The organism is Bacillus nakamurai (assembly GCF_001584325.1).
GTDB classification, from domain to species: Bacteria; Bacillota; Bacilli; order Bacillales; family Bacillaceae; genus Bacillus; species Bacillus nakamurai.
In genome coordinates, this window is the sequence record NZ_LSAZ01000008.1 from 14,075 (window position 1) to 28,735 (window position 14,661).

General features: G+C 47.6%; 14 protein-coding genes and 2 pseudogenes. 9 read left to right on the forward strand and 7 right to left on the reverse strand.

The window, feature by feature from the left end:
• Positions 1-13: 13 nt before the first annotated feature.
• Complete coding sequence (locus tag AXI59_RS05060) at positions 14-1,372, reverse strand: purine-cytosine permease family protein (RefSeq protein WP_061527571.1); 1,359 nt, start codon at positions 1,370-1,372, stop codon at positions 14-16.
• 164 nt (positions 1,373-1,536) lie between these two features.
• Here AXI59_RS05060 and AXI59_RS20835 point away from each other — a divergent pair.
• Positions 1,537-1,717 (forward strand): annotated as a pseudogene (locus tag AXI59_RS20835) (RNA polymerase sigma factor SigY); the annotation flags it as partial.
• Positions 1,718-1,932: 215 nt separating this feature from the next.
• A complete protein-coding gene (locus tag AXI59_RS05065; protein ID WP_061523266.1) occupies positions 1,933-2,919 on the forward strand; it encodes a choloylglycine hydrolase family protein in 987 nt (328 codons plus the stop codon).
• 42 nt (positions 2,920-2,961) lie between these two features.
• On the opposite strand, the pseudogene AXI59_RS05070 reads toward AXI59_RS05065, so the two are convergent.
• The 5 genes and pseudogenes from AXI59_RS05070 to AXI59_RS05090 all read right to left on the reverse strand — a co-directional run.
• Positions 2,962-3,384, reverse strand: a pseudogene (locus tag AXI59_RS05070) (catalase-related domain-containing protein); the annotation flags it as partial.
• Positions 3,385-3,454: 70 nt separating this feature from the next.
• The gene (locus AXI59_RS05075; protein WP_061523264.1) at positions 3,455-3,796 is read right to left on the reverse strand and encodes an ArsR/SmtB family transcription factor; all 342 of its coding nucleotides are present in this window, start codon (positions 3,794-3,796) and stop codon (positions 3,455-3,457) included.
• Between the two features lie 101 nt (positions 3,797-3,897).
• The gene (locus tag AXI59_RS05080) at positions 3,898-4,794 is read right to left on the reverse strand and encodes an ABC transporter substrate-binding protein (RefSeq protein WP_061523263.1); all 897 of its coding nucleotides are present in this window, start codon (positions 4,792-4,794) and stop codon (positions 3,898-3,900) included.
• A 15-nt stretch (positions 4,795-4,809) separates the two neighbouring features.
• Positions 4,810-5,823: a FecCD family ABC transporter permease gene (locus AXI59_RS05085; RefSeq protein WP_061523262.1), complete on the reverse strand. Its 1,014-nt coding sequence runs from the start codon at positions 5,821-5,823 to the stop codon at positions 4,810-4,812.
• Complete coding sequence (locus tag AXI59_RS05090; protein WP_240491491.1) at positions 5,824-6,822, reverse strand: FecCD family ABC transporter permease; 999 nt, start codon at positions 6,820-6,822, stop codon at positions 5,824-5,826.
• 219 nt (positions 6,823-7,041) lie between these two features.
• On the opposite strand from AXI59_RS05090, the gene AXI59_RS05095 reads away from it, so the two are divergent.
• From AXI59_RS05095 to licH, 7 genes are all read left to right on the forward strand, one after another.
• Positions 7,042-7,632, forward strand: a complete 591-nt coding sequence (locus AXI59_RS05095; protein WP_061527574.1) for a DNA-3-methyladenine glycosylase — start codon at positions 7,042-7,044, stop codon at positions 7,630-7,632.
• A 62-nt stretch (positions 7,633-7,694) separates the two neighbouring features.
• Entirely contained in the window at positions 7,695-7,808 is a 114-nt protein-coding gene (locus AXI59_RS20300; protein WP_240491489.1) for a hypothetical protein, read from the forward strand.
• A gap of 159 nt (positions 7,809-7,967) precedes the next feature.
• Positions 7,968-9,896: a transcriptional regulator LicR gene (gene licR, locus AXI59_RS05100; protein ID WP_061527575.1), complete on the forward strand. Its 1,929-nt coding sequence runs from the start codon at positions 7,968-7,970 to the stop codon at positions 9,894-9,896.
• Positions 9,897-9,971: 75 nt separating this feature from the next.
• Positions 9,972-10,331: a PTS sugar transporter subunit IIB gene (locus tag AXI59_RS05105; protein ID WP_082791729.1), complete on the forward strand. Its 360-nt coding sequence runs from the start codon at positions 9,972-9,974 to the stop codon at positions 10,329-10,331.
• Positions 10,332-10,346: 15 nt separating this feature from the next.
• A complete protein-coding gene (licC, locus tag AXI59_RS05110; protein ID WP_061527576.1) occupies positions 10,347-11,705 on the forward strand; it encodes a PTS lichenan transporter subunit IIC in 1,359 nt (452 codons plus the stop codon).
• Positions 11,706-11,723: 18 nt separating this feature from the next.
• On the forward strand, positions 11,724-12,056 hold the full coding sequence (licA, locus tag AXI59_RS05115; protein WP_061523256.1) for a PTS lichenan transporter subunit IIA: 333 nt from the start codon (positions 11,724-11,726) through the stop codon (positions 12,054-12,056).
• Positions 12,053-13,381 carry a 6-phospho-beta-glucosidase LicH gene (gene licH / locus AXI59_RS05120; RefSeq protein WP_061527577.1) on the forward strand — a complete coding sequence of 443 codons (1,329 nt, stop codon included), beginning with the start codon at positions 12,053-12,055 and terminating at the stop codon, positions 13,379-13,381. Before licA ends, licH begins: the two co-directional genes overlap by 4 nt.
• A 43-nt stretch (positions 13,382-13,424) precedes the next feature.
• Here licH and AXI59_RS05125 read toward each other — a convergent pair whose 3' ends face one another.
• On the reverse strand, positions 13,425-14,513 hold the full coding sequence (locus tag AXI59_RS05125) for a branched-chain amino acid aminotransferase (RefSeq protein WP_061527578.1): 1,089 nt from the start codon (positions 14,511-14,513) through the stop codon (positions 13,425-13,427).
• Positions 14,514-14,661: the final 148 nt, after the last annotated feature.

Below are 14,661 nucleotides of genomic sequence, written 5' to 3' on the forward strand. Positions count from 1 at the left end.
AGAAGAGCTGTCTTTATAGTGAAGACAGCTCTTTTTGTTTTACCCTTGATTTCATCAGTACATAATAAAGCAGCGACGGTACGGCTAGGCCGACGATCCAGGCAATGTCGCCGCCGCCAAAGATTTCTGCGAGCGGACCGATGTAAAAGGATGTATTGATGAATGGGATTTCTAATAAAATCGACGAAACGAAGGCGGCCGTTGTGATCCAATTGACCCTGCCGTATTGTCCGTTTACGTCAAACATCGATTTGACGTGGTATTTCCCGCGGCGGATAAAGTAGTAATCCACGAGGTTGATCGCTGTCCATGGGATTAAGAAATAACTGATGAAAAAGATAAAATGTAAAAACAGTTCCATGAAGTTGCTTTGCCCTAAGAGGCTTAACACAGTACCCGCTGCTGTGACACAAAGGATCATCACCACTCTTGTTTTCGGCGTCACCTTCAGTTTCAAAAACGGCTCCAAGGTGGTCGTCGTTGACATAAAGGCCCCGTATAAATTAAAGACATTGATCGCCATTTGTCCGAACAAGACGATGATAAGCATAATGAAGGAAAACGGACCGAACAATTGGACCATCTGATTTCCTGCATTGGCGGTAAAGTCCGGGATCGCCGTCGTCATAAAGGCGCCGAGAACCATCATCCATATGGAACTGACTGATGTACCTGCATAGCTGTACCAGAAGGTATGCGATGCCGGTGTTTTGACCGGCAGATAGCGGGAGTAATCTGCGACATATGGCGCGTATGCCAGCTGCCATGTGGCCACCGCACTGATCGCTACTAAGAAAACAGGCAAATCTAATGAGCCGGGCACCCAGCTTCCTGAGGGGATCGGCAGTTGAAAGATAAGAATCGTTGCAGCGAGAAAAACGGCAAAGGAGGTCCAAGAGAGGATTTTTTGCATGTTGTGAATCAGATCATGACCGTAAATCGTGAGTAAAAAACAGATGGCGCTTAAGCCGATAATACACCATGAAGCCGGAATCGGGACAAAGCTGCTTAATGTACCGGCTGCGAGAATCGTACTGCTCGCAAAGAAGCCCAGGTAGATAAACATGACCAAAAAGAGGGGCAGAATCGCTCCGATCACGCCAAATTGAGCGCGGCTTTGAATCATTTGCGGGATGCCGAGCTGAGGTCCTTGTGCGGAATGAGAGGCCATAAAGATTGCGCCGATAAAGGTTCCGATAATAATTGCCGCGATACTCCAAAAAAGATCAAGCCCCATCGTAACGGGCAGTGTGCCGGTGACTAACGTCGTAATATGCATATTCGCCCCGAACCAAACGGGAAATAAATCTCTAGCCTTTCCATGTCTTTCATGATGCGGAATGTGTTCAATCGTTCGCCTTTCTACTTTCAATAGATAATCTCCTCCGTATGTTCTTCTTTCACATAAAGTCATAGCTTAACAGATTGGCTTACCGTTTACAAATTCCTGTATCGCAACACCTGTCCGACAGCCGCTCTGAGGTTTTGATCTCGATATTTGATAAACGAAATGGACTGCAATTCAGTAGTTATTCAATTTCGCTGCATTATGATGTAAGTGAAGACCTGGTTCAGGAAAACTTTCTGAAGGGATATGTTTACCGCTTTTTCCACATGGCTGATCTCTATTGCGACACGTCTGTATCACGATGGCCAAAAAAACAGAAAAAACAGGTTGCAGACGATGTGCATACGTAAAGTCCAATTGGAACTTGCGGACCTCCCGACCGAACAGCCAAACGCAGGCCAAAATCGATAAGATAACTATTTATATAGAGCTTAGAAGGTATTGTTGTGATTGTGAGCTAATATGTATGAAAAAGAAATGTGTCTATCTTTTGACGAATGGCTCTGATTTTCGTTAAGCTTAAACAATAGTTTACTTAGTGTAGATTTAACGAACATTAACTCAATAAAAAGGGGATTGATTTTATGTGTACAAGTCTTACATTGAAAACGGCTGACGGGAACCATTTATTAGCCAGAACGATGGATTTTGCATTTCAGCTTGGCACAGAAGTGATGCTTTATCCGCGACATTATAGCTGGAGAAGTGAAGCCGACGGCAAGCTGCATGAGACGAAATACGCATTTATCGGAATGGGGAGAAATCTCGGAAACATATTATTTGCAGACGGGGTGAATGAAAAAGGGGTATCGTGTGCGACTCTTTATTTTCCGGGTTATGCGGAATACGCGGAAGCGGGACGGGAAGGCACCTGTCATATTGCGCCCCATGAGTTCGTTACATGGGTATTATCAAACTGCGAATCTTTGGAAGAGGTAAAAGAAAGGCTTGCCTCATTGACAATCGTGCAAAAGAAATTAGCTTTATTAGATACGGTGCTGCCGCTTCACTGGATTTTAACGGACCGCTCGGGAAGCTGCCTTGTCGTTGAACCTACAGCAGATGGCATACAAGTCTATAACAACAAGCCGGGGGTGATGACCAATAGCCCTGAATTTCCATGGCATGTGACCAACTTGCGCCATTATATCGGAGTCAGACCGAATCAATTAGAAAGCAAAGTAATGGGCGGAATGACGCTGTCCGCATTCGGCCAAGGATCAGGAACAACAGGGCTGCCCGGTGATTACACGCCGCCTTCACGTTTTATCAGAGCCGCTTTTCTGAAAGAGCATTTGAAGCAGGCTGCCGCTGAAACGGAGGGTGTCACATCCGCTTTTCACGTTCTGGCCAATATGAATATTCCAAAAGGAGCGGTGATTACCGAGGATAATGAAATCGATTATACGCAGTATACGTCGGTAATGTGCAATGACACGGGGAATTATTACTTTCACCTCTATGACAACCGTCAAATTCAGAAAGTATGTTTATTTCACGAAGACCTTGACCGTCCTGAACCGAAAGTGTTTTCGGCTAAGGCGGAGGAGAACATTCAAGAGCTTAATTAGCGATATTCAAAAAAACAGGACGCTGGGGTCCTGTTTTTTTGTTTAATACGAGTCAGACGGATGGCTTTCCTCTTCGGCCTGCTTCACGGCCTTCTCTGAATCGGTTGTGCCGATCGGTCCGCTGCTGTTTTTGCCTTGTTCCATTTTCAGACCTTCAGCGACCCGTCTGCCGTAGTCGGGGTCAGCTTTCGTAAAGTTTTCAATCATTTGCTCCTGTATTTCTTTGCGGCATGTTGATAAGGTGTTCACAAGGTTGTGAATGAGCTCGCTGCGTTCAAATTCCGTAAAGCGGCGGTATGTTTCTCCGGCCTGGCCGAAGTTATTCGTCCTGTCTATCGCTTCCCGCTTCACGTCACCTTCGACATGGGGCGTATGGTCTTTTGCTTGCTTCGGTGCTTCTTTCAACCCGCCCATGACGGATGGCTCATAATTGACATGAGGGTTTTGCCCTTCTCCGATGTCGACCCAATGACAAACACAAGAGTCAGTACAAAAATAAGTGCCGCTAAAACCGCAATTCCTAAAAATAACCCTCCTACCGGCACGAAATACGAGATTCTTTTTGCCGTAATGCTTGTAATTCTTCGTCTTTTTCATCAATCTGCTGAAGAATGGATTCAATCAGCGCATATTCCGGACGGGACGAATTGATTGAATAAAACCGCCATTGACCCTGCCGTCTTTCATTCACAAGCCCGGCATTCTTTAATTTTCGCAAATGCTGGCTGATGCCCGGCTGGCTCGTTTCAAATATTTCTGTAAACTCGCAGACGCAGTATTCTTTATGCTGCATAAGCTTCATCATCAGAAGCCTTGTCTGATCGCTGAGAAGTTTGAGACAGCCGCTGATCCGTGCAGAGGAATGTTGTCGTTCCATGTCTTTCCTCCTTTTTCATATCATTATATAAGGGTATGTTTATATAATCCAATCATAATATATAAAAAGCCGGTTTTGCATGCTGCAAAACCGGCTCGTGCTTATTTTTGAAATAGTTTTTTTGCTTCATCCATTGCTAATTTATTTCCCAATGCTGAATAGTCCAGCCAAGGCTGATCGGCAATTTTGTAAACATGGTTTGCTTTAACCGCTTTTAACCCTTTCCATACAGCGCTTTTTTGCAATTCTTTAAAGGCTTGCTGCGACTTGTCGTCTCTGTTGACGACGACGAAAATAGCATCTGCGTTGTAATCAGGCAGGACTTCTTGAGAAATGACTTCATAAGGGCGGGAAGTGTCCATGTCTTTAATGCCGTCAGCCGGTTTCAGCTTCAGATCATCAAAAAGAATCGGACCCATCGGGCGGCGTGTGCTGAACACACGAAGTTCTTTTGCATTCACTCGGATCGCCATGACTTTTGCGTTTTTACCCAATTCATTATTGATCATTGTTTTGACCTGTTTTGTTTCATTTTCATACTGCTGAATAAAGGTTTTTGCTTCTTTTTCACGGTTCACGATTTTACCGATGTCCTTTAAATGGTCGCGCCATGTTCCTTTATCAAGATCGAAAACGTGCGTGTTTCCGATTTTTTTGTATTTGGAGACATCTTTCCCTGCGAATTCTTTATCAAGATAAATGTTATCAGGATTCAGCTCAAGCAAAGCTTCCATGTCAGGATCTGTAGCCGGACCTAATTTCTTCGTGTCTTTCAGCTGATCTTTCACATGAGGCAGAAAATCCTTCAGTTCTCCGCCCACGACGGAACCTGCCGGAGTGATGCCTAAAGCAAGTAAATCATTTGTCAGGTGAATGGACATTGAGGCGATTTTATGATCCCCGGATTTCTTTTTTGTTTCTGCTTGCGATGAATCTGATTGGCATGCAGCCAATACCAAAATACTAATGAAACTCACGAGCATAAATAACTTTTTCATGGGAAAACTCCTTGTTTATGATTTTATTTTCATGACCAAATAGAGAAAATAGGGCGCGCCGATCGCGGCTGCAACCACTCCGGCCGGAATGGCGTTCGGCTGAAACAAAGATCTGCCGATGGTGTCAGCTGCCACTAGGATGACAAGTCCGATCAACCCCGCAATCGGGATGATATGCTGATGCATGGTGCCGACAAGCCGTCTGGCTAAGTGAGGGGCGGCGAAGCCGATAAAGCCGATTCCGCCCGCCATTGCGACGCTTGCACAGGACAAGCCGACGGCTATGGCGATCAGCACAATCCTCTTTCTCTGCACGTGCGCGCCGAGCCCTGCCGCCGCCTGATCACCAAGCATTAAAATATTCAATGACCGTGACTGCAGCCACGCAATCGGTGCGAGGATGCCGATCCATGGCAATAGCGACCATACATGAATCCAATCTCTTCCCCACACATTTCCGACCAGCCAGCGGGAAGCAAATGTATAGGTTTCTTCATTAAGCCGGAGTGACATAAACAGCGTAACGGCGCTAAAACCCGCAGAAACGGCAATGCCGACTAAAAGCATGCGAATCGTTAAAAAGCCATTAAGCTTGTCATATGTAAGCAGTACAATCATCAGGGCAGCCAGTGTGCCGCCCGCAAACGTAAATAGAGGGATAAATACCGATGCTTTAGCATCCAGAGAATGAAAAAAAGTAATATAGATCATCAGTCCGAATGAAGCACCTGCGTGCAGACCCAGGATTCCCGGATCGGCAAGAGCATTTCGGGATACTCCCTGCAAAATAGCGCCAGATACCCCTAAGCCGATCCCGGCCATCATTGTAACCAGAATCCGCGGCAGCCGATAATCAAATAAAACGGTGGTGCTCTGAAACGTGCCGTATCCGAACAGTGTTTTTCCCACTGTAAGAGGAGTGAGGCGGAACGAGCCGGTATTTAATCCTATCAGAATAATGCCTGCTGCAATGAGCAGCAGAATGAATCCTGCCGCAGCAGCTTTTTTCGTTTCCTTTTGCACTTTCATTTACAGTTCTCTCCCTTCCTTGCGGGCGATATAAAGAAAGAAAGGAACACCTACAAGTGCCACCATAATGCCTATCGCCAACTCTCTGGGAGGGCTGACTGTCCGCGAGGCTAAGTCGGCCAAGATCAGCAGGATCGCGCCCAATAACGCGGACATCGGAATAATCAGCTTATATGTAACGCCGACAATCTTTCGGGAAATATGGGGAATGACGAGTCCGACAAAGCCGATGGAACCGGCAGCCGATACAGAAACACCGGCCAGGACGACGGCGATCATCAATCCGGCGGCACGCGTCAGGGTTGTGTTTACACCTAAATTCGAAGCAACATCATTTCCCATTGAAAGAAGGGTAACAGATCGGCCCATCGATGTCGCGAGAATAATAAAGACAAGAATCACCGGAACGAGCACTTTTAAATGGGCCCATTTGATGCCGGCCACCCCGCCCGCGTACCAGAAAGCCAAATCCTGACTTAAATCAAAATAAATCGCCACTCCCGTGCTGAGTGCATGTAAAAGAGCAGCCACGACAGCTCCGGCAAGAGTGATACGTAATGGCGTCATACCGCCTTTTCCGGCGGCGCTGATTAAAAAAATAAGGCATGTGCTTGCCATCGCGCCGAGAAATGACAGCACCATCAGAAGGGCGTAAGACAAATGAGGGAAAAAAGCAAAGCTAAGGGCGACAACAAACATCGCACCCGCGTTAACCCCCAGAACGCCCGCATCAGCCAGAGGATTTCTCGTGACGCCCTGCATCAAGGCGCCTGCTGCTGCAAACGCAGCCCCTACAGCCGCGGCCCCGAGCACTCTCGGCAGTCTCAATTCATGGATAATCTGCTGCCCGGTTATGTTCGGGTTATAATGAAAAATGGCAGACCAAACCGTATGTAAAGTAATGTCTTTTGCGCCAAATGAAACGGCGAAAAAAATAGAAACAAGCAGCCCGATCACCGCAGCCAGAAAAAAGAACCCGTTTTTCAAGACGATGAACAGACGGTTTGCAGATGTGACAGAATCGCCCAAAAATTAATTCACCTACTTTTATGATGATTGTCCGATATTTATTGAACATGATAATCATTTTCATTTGAACGTTCATATTATATACTAGCAACTTTTCAAAACGCAATAGAGTTCTTCATGTTTACATTTTATAAAAGAAGTGAAAAACGTGAAAGAGGAACTGGTTTCAATAGGAAAGGAGGCAGACAGATGGCGGCGGAACGAAAGCCTTTGCCGATTGAATTTTATCAAAGAACGTCATTGGAGCTCGCTCCTTCATTGCTTGGCTGTCTCTTGGTAAAGGAAACAGATGAAGGAACGGCATCAGGGTTTATCGTCGAAACCGAAGCCTATATGGGAGCTGAAGACCGTGCGGCGCACAGCTTCGGCAATCGCCGCACGAAGCGGACCGAGATCATGTTTCGGGAGGCGGGCCGTGTCTATACATACGTCATGCACACCCATACATTAATGAACGTCGTCGCCGCGGACATCAATATTCCGCAGGCCGTGTTAATACGGGCGGTAGAGCCTCACGAAGGCCAATTCATGATGGAGCGGCGAAGGACGGGGAGGAGCCCGAGAGAGTGGACAAACGGGCCGGGGAAACTGACGAAGGCATTGGGCGTATCCATGAATGACTACGGCCGCATGATCACGGAGCCGCCGCTGTTTATCACAGAGGGCTTCACGCCGGAACACATATCAACAGGCCCGCGAATCGGGATTGAAAACAGCGGAGAGGCGCGGGATTATCCGTGGCGCTTTTGGGTGACGGGGAATCGGTATGTCTCACGCTGACCATGTTTACGGGCGCTGAAATCCGGGCAAAGACAAGTAAAGAAGAAAGGGGACATGAAACATTGAAAAAATTTTTCAAAACCATTATCAAGTGGGCGCCTGTCATCTATCCGGTCATTCTAAAGATCGTAAAAGAACGGAAAGCATCTAAGCGGAAACATATGTCTGCATCCTGAACAGCTGGCTGATCCGGCTGTTTTTTTATGCATGTTCCCCTTAAATTGTTTCATTGACTTGATATCCTCACCATTATAGAATTTACATACATTTACTCCTTCCTCATCCTTTCTGCCCATTTTTTACGTCTGCATCTGATCTGATAGGAGGTTTTTCTCATGCTTCATGGGCGACTTCGTGAACTTCTGCGCTTGCTTTTAGCTGCTGAATCACCGGTGACAAGCTCAGTCATCGCTGCGAATGTAAAAGTAACGACGAGGACGGTCCGCAATGACATAAAGGAATTGCAAACCATTTTAGAAAAACACGGCGCTTCTATCCAATCTGTCAGAGGAAGCGGCTACAAGCTGTCGATCCGGGATGAGCAGCCGTTTAAAAATTGGCTGCAAGACAATTTTCAGCAAAACCGCGGCCTGCCGATTTTTCCCGATGAACGGATCAATTATCTCATGAAAAGGCTGCTCCTGACAGACGGCTTCCTCAAGCTGGATGATTTGGCAGAAGAGCTGTTCATCAGCAAATCCACACTTCAATCCGATATAAAAGAAGTAAAAAAACGGCTTCACCCCTACGATATCATTTTGGAAACACGGCCGAATTACGGCTTTAAGCTGCGCGGCAAAGAGGTCCGCCGCCGCTATTGTATGGCGGAATATTTAGTGGACGATCGGGAGCCTGAACCGGATCTATTGAATGAAAAAGCCGATATTTTACCGAAAGACGACATTCATGTGATCCGCACAGCCATTTTGAAGCAGATCCGGAATGAACAGATTCCGCTTTCTTTTTTCGGCCTGAACAATCTCATCATCCACATCGCCATTGCCTGCAAGAGAATACGGACGGAAAACTATGTGTCTCTCTTCCCGGAAGATCTTCAAGACATTAAGCTTGAAAAAGAATATAAGTCAGCGGAAGCGATCGTAAAAGAGCTTGAATCAGCGCTCTCCGTCACATTTCCCGAACACGAAACAGCGTATATTGCGATCCATTTGCTCGGGACAAAACGCATGACACAATCACAGGTTGAAGGGAAAGAGCTTACGGGACTGATAGATCCGCAGACCAGCCAATTAACAGAAGCCATGATTGAAGCCATTGAAAGGGAGCTGGAGCTCGGAATCACGGAAGACCGTGAGCTGAAAACAGGGCTTGCGCTCCATGTAAAGCCGGCCATTAACCGCAACCGATACGGCATGAACCTGAGAAATCCGATGCTTGCCGCGATTAAAGAAAATTATCCGCTCGCTTTTGAAGCGGGTGTCATCGCGGGAATGGTTATCAAGGAGCAGACCGGAATTGAGATTCATGAAAATGAGATCGGTTATTTGGCGCTTCACTTCGGCGCAGCCATAGAAAGGCGGAAAACGGAACGGACGCCTAAGCGGTGCATGATCGTGTGCGCTTCGGGCGCCGGCAGCGCGCAGCTCCTGAGAGAAAAGCTGCGTTCTCATTTCGGAAAACGCCTTGAGATAGTCGGCACGGCGGAATACTACAGTCTCGACCAGCTTGCTTTCGATTCGATAGATTTTGTGGTCAGCACAGTGCCGATCAAAAAAGAATTGCCCGTGCCTGTGTTAAAGGTCAATACGATATTGGGCGGCGGTGATTTTACAAAAATAGATTCAATGCTCGAAGAAAAGGGAGAACAAACGCATTTTCTGAAGCCGGAACTGGTGTTTTTACAGCAGGACTTGGAGACAAAAGAAGACGTCATCCGGTTTTTAGGGCAAAAGGTTGTGGATTCCGGTTTGGCGGGTCCTTCACTGATCGATTCTATCTTTGAGAGGGAAGCCATTTCTCCTACGAGCTTCGGCAATCTCACCGCCATTCCGCATCCGCTCATCCCGCAGACAAACACAACGTTCTGGGCTGTATGCACCTTGAAAAAACCGATTGACTGGGCGAATAAGCGCGTCCAATTTGTCTGCCTGCTTTGTGTGGAAAAAGAAAACAAAGCCGACCTCCAGCATATGTATAAACGGCTCGGCGGCATTCTGGACGATCAGGCAGCGGTGAGCCGTCTTCTAAAGTGCAAAACCTATCAGGATATCATGCGCGTTTTCGGAAGAAAAACCATCGGATAGTGGCCGGCATACACCTTTTTTCCGTTAGCAGCGGAAAAACCCTGAGTAGTTATGAAAGCGATTTCATAATATGATATGACTAGCAGCGAGACATACAAAATATCAAACTCACAGGAGGTCTTTTACATGAATATATTACTCGTTTGTGCAGCAGGCATGTCAACAAGCTTACTTGTTACCAAAATGGAAAAAAGCGCAAAGGAACAAGGAAAAGAATATACAATCTGGGCGGTATCAGGCGATTCTGTCAAGCAGCATATTGATAAAGCGGACGTATTGCTGCTTGGGCCTCAAGTCCGTTATTTACTTCCGCAGCTGAAAAAATTAGGCGAATCAAAAGGTGTGCCGGTTGATGTCATCAATACCGTTCATTACGGCACTTGCAACGGAGCGGAGGTTCTGAAATCAGCAGAACAGCTCGGAAACGCATCATAGAGAGGGGCGGGCCGTGTGAATAAAGTGAACCAGTTCTTAGAAGAAAAAGTTATGCCGATTGCCGGAAAAATTGCCTCGCAGCGGCATCTCCAAGCACTGCGTGACGGTATCATTCTGACGATGCCGCTTATCATCATCGGTTCGTTTTTTCTCATCATCGGCAACCTGCCGATTCCTGGTTATGCGGATTTCATGGCAAAAACATTCGGCAGCGCATGGTCTCAGAAGCTGGCCTATCCGGTTGATGCGACCTTCGAAATCATGGGGCTTGTCGCCGCCTTCGGAATTGCCTATCGCCTGGCCGAAAAATACGGAGTAGACGCCTTATCGGCCGGTGCGATATCACTCGCGGCATTTCTCTTGGCGACACCGTACAAAGTGCCGTTTCTGCCTTCCGGGGCCAAGGAGGAAATTATGGTTACCGGCGGCATCCCGCTTTCTCTCATGGGAAGCAAAGGGCTGTTTGTCGCCATGATTACCGCGATGGTATCTACAGAAATTTACCGCCTGATCATTCAGCGGAATCTTGTGTTTAAAATGCCGGACGGCGTGCCGCCGGCAGTCAGCAAATCATTTATCGCTTTAATTCCCGGCTTTGCCGTCATCTTCTTGATCTGGGGCGCGCGTTTAATCGTCGAAGCGACGCCGTTTGAAAGTCTTCATAATGTTGTAAGCGTTTTACTGGGGACGCCGCTCTCAATTCTCGGCGGAAGTCTCGGCGGAAGCCTTGTCGCTGAGGCGGTCCAAATGCTCTTATGGGCGTGCGGATTACACGGGGCTAATATCGTCGGCGGCGTTATGGCGCCGATCTGGTACGGAGCGATGGATGCCAACCGGGTCGCATTTCAGGCGGGCGATGCACTTCCGAATATTTTTACGCAGCAATTCTTCGAGATTTGGATAAACATCGGCGGAAGCGGCGCGACGCTCGCGCTTGTCGTCACCATGTTTCTCCGCGCCCGAAGCAAACAGATGAAGCAGCTTGGGAAACTTGCCATCGGGCCGGCGATCTTTAATATTAATGAACCGATTATTTTCGGAATGCCGATCGTCATGAACCCGATGCTCCTCATTCCATTTATCATTACGCCGCTTGTCACACTGACGCTGACCTACATTGGCATGAGCACCGGCCTCGTCGCCAAACCTGCCGGCATTGCCGTCCCATGGACAATGCCGCCGATTTTCTCGGGGTATCTTGCCACCGGCGGCAAAATCTCAGGAGCTGTGATGCAGGCGATCAACATCATCGTGGCCTTTGTCGTGTACTATCCGTTCTTCAGAATGTGGGACACACAAAAGCTGAGAGAAGAAAACGAGCTTGAACAATCACAAACAGCAGCCGTACAAGAAGACGAAAAAGCCGTGCTGTAGAGAAAGGGAGTGAAACACTTGAATGAGAAAATGGAACAAACCATTTTTCAGATCATCCTTCATGGCGGCAATGGCAGAAGCGCCTCAATGGAAGCTATCGCCGCCGCAAAGCGGGGAGACAGCGTCCTGGCAGAGCAGAAACTTCAGGAAGCCGCAAGGGAACTGACAGAAGCCCACCATTACCAAACAGAACTCATCCAAAATGAGGCAGGCGGAGAAAAAACAGAGATGACGCTGCTGATGGTTCACGCTCAAGATCATTTAATGAACGCTATGACCGTAAAGGATATGGCCGCAGAGTTAGTCGAGCTTTACGGAAAAGTGAGTGTACAAGGGGGAGCAAAAATATGACAAAAGGAATTAAGATTGTAACGATTGGCGGAGGATCAAGCTATACACCGGAGCTTGTGGAAGGTTTGATTAAACGGTACGATGAACTGCCTGTCAGAGAATTGTGGCTTGTCGACATTCCCGCAGGCGAGAAAAAGCTGAACATCGTCGGCACACTCGCAAAGCGCATGGTTGAAAAAGCCGGTGTTCCGATTGACATTCACTTGACGCTCGATCGCAGAGAGGCGCTGAAAGACGCCGACTTTGTGACCACTCAGTTCCGTGTCGGTCTCCTTGAGGCGCGCGCCAAGGATGAACGGATTCCTTTGAAATACGGCGTTATCGGCCAGGAAACAAACGGTCCCGGCGGATTGTTTAAAGGACTGCGCACCATCCCGGTCATGCTGGACATTGCCAAAGACATTGAAGAGCTTTGCCCGAACGCATGGCTTGTAAACTTTACAAACCCGGCCGGCATGGTCACCGAAGCCCTGCTCCGCTACTCCAATCTGACAAAAGTCGTCGGTCTTTGTAATGTGCCGATCGGCATCAAAATGGGCGTTGCGAAAGCATTGGATGTCGACGTCAGCAGGATAGAGGTGCAATTTGCCGGATTGAACCACATGGTCTTCGGACTTGATGTCTTCTTAGATGGAGTCAGTGTAAAAGATAAGGTCATTGAAGCCATGGGGGATCCGAAAAATGCCATGACGATGAAAAACATTTCAGGAGCAGAGTGGGAGCCTGAATTTCTGAAGGCGCTCGATCTGATTCCTTGCGGCTATCACCGCTACTATTTCAAAACGAAAGAAATGCTTGAGCATGAGATTGAAGCGTCACAAACAGAAGGAACCCGCGCCGAGGTGGTGCAAAAGGTAGAAAAAGAACTGTTCGAACTGTACAAAGATCCGAACCTCGCCATCAAGCCGCCGCAGCTTGAGAAACGGGGAGGCGCGTACTACAGTGACGCGGCATGTAATCTGATCAGCTCCATCTATAATGACAAACACGACATTCAGCCTGTCAATACTGTAAACAACGGGACGATTGCCAGCATCCCGAATGATTCGGCTGTTGAAGTGAACTGTGTTATGACGAAAAACGGTCCGAAGCCGATCGCAGTCGGCGACTTGCCGGTATCGGTCAGAGGCCTCGTGCAGCAGATCAAATCATTTGAGCGTGTCGCCGCCGAAGCTGCCGTCACTGGTGATTATCAAACGGCGCTTCTCGCGATGACGATTAATCCGCTCGTGCCGTCAGACTCCGTAGCAAAAGCCATTTTGGATGAAATGCTTGAAGCGCATGAAGAGCATTTGCCGCATTTCTTTAAATCGATTGAAGCGTAACATGCACAAAAAAACCCGGAGGCGTATCCGGGTTTTTTTATCGTTATTTTGATTTGCTGAGGGAGGCGACTTCTGTCGTCCATCCGAATACGTCAGCTTCGGCGCCTTTTTGAATGCCTGTAATGGTATCGTACAATTTTTTTGATATTTCTCCAGTCTCACCGTTATGAATCACAAGGTTTTTATCTTGCCAGATCAGTTCGCCGACCGGAGAAATGACCGCCGCGGTGCCTGTTCCGAATGCTTCTTCCAAAAGGCCGTCACGATGCGCCTGAATGACTTCATCAATGGAAATTTTACGCTCGGAAACAGGAAGGCCCCAGTGTTTCAAAAGGGTGATGACCGAGTTTCTCGTGATGCCTTCAAGAATGCTTCCGTTCAGCTGCGGCGTCACAATCTCGCCGTTGATTTTGAAGAAGATGTTCATACTGCCGACTTCTTCGATATACTTTTTCTCGATGCCGTCCAGCCAAAGAACTTGAGAAAAGCCCTTTTCCTCAGCGACCTGCTGCGCCTTTAAGCTTGAGGCGTAGTTTCCGGCCGTTTTCGCGTTTCCCGTACCGCCTTTTACGGCGCGGACGAATTCGTTTTCCACCGCAATTTTGACCGGTTTAATGCCTTCTTTGTAGTAAGAGCCGACCGGCGACAAAATGATAAAAAGCTTGTACGTATGGGATGCCGCCACACCGAGGAAAGGCTCGGTCGCAATGATAAACGGACGGATATAAAGAGAGGTGCCTTCCGCTTTCGGAATCCAGTCTTTATCAAGGGCCACGAGCTGCTTCAGGCCTTTGAGGACAAGCTCTTCATCAATTTGCGGTATGCAGAGGCGGTCATTTGACTGATTCAGGCGCTCCATATTTTTATCAGGTCTGAACAGCAGCACCTCTTCATCCTTCGTTACGTAAGCCTTAAGCCCTTCGAATACGGTTTGGCCGTAGTGATACACCATGGCCGCAGGGTCCATTGAGATAGGCTGGTAAGGAATGATTCTGGGATCGTACCAGCCTTGATCGGCATCGTAATCCATGACAAACATATGGTCGGTAAAAATTCTGCCAAATGAAAGGTCATGGGGATCCGGTTTTGGTTTTTTGGCTGATGTCAATTCAACACGAATGTCTTGTTTCATAGTGGTCTGTCTCCCTATTGATGTTATTGTCAAACTTATTTGAAAATAATTTATATTCTATTGTATACCTTCAACAAATATTCGCAATAGTTTTCCTCAAATTTGTGAAAAAATCAAATCAAACAAAAAGCAGGGGAGAAAATGGCCC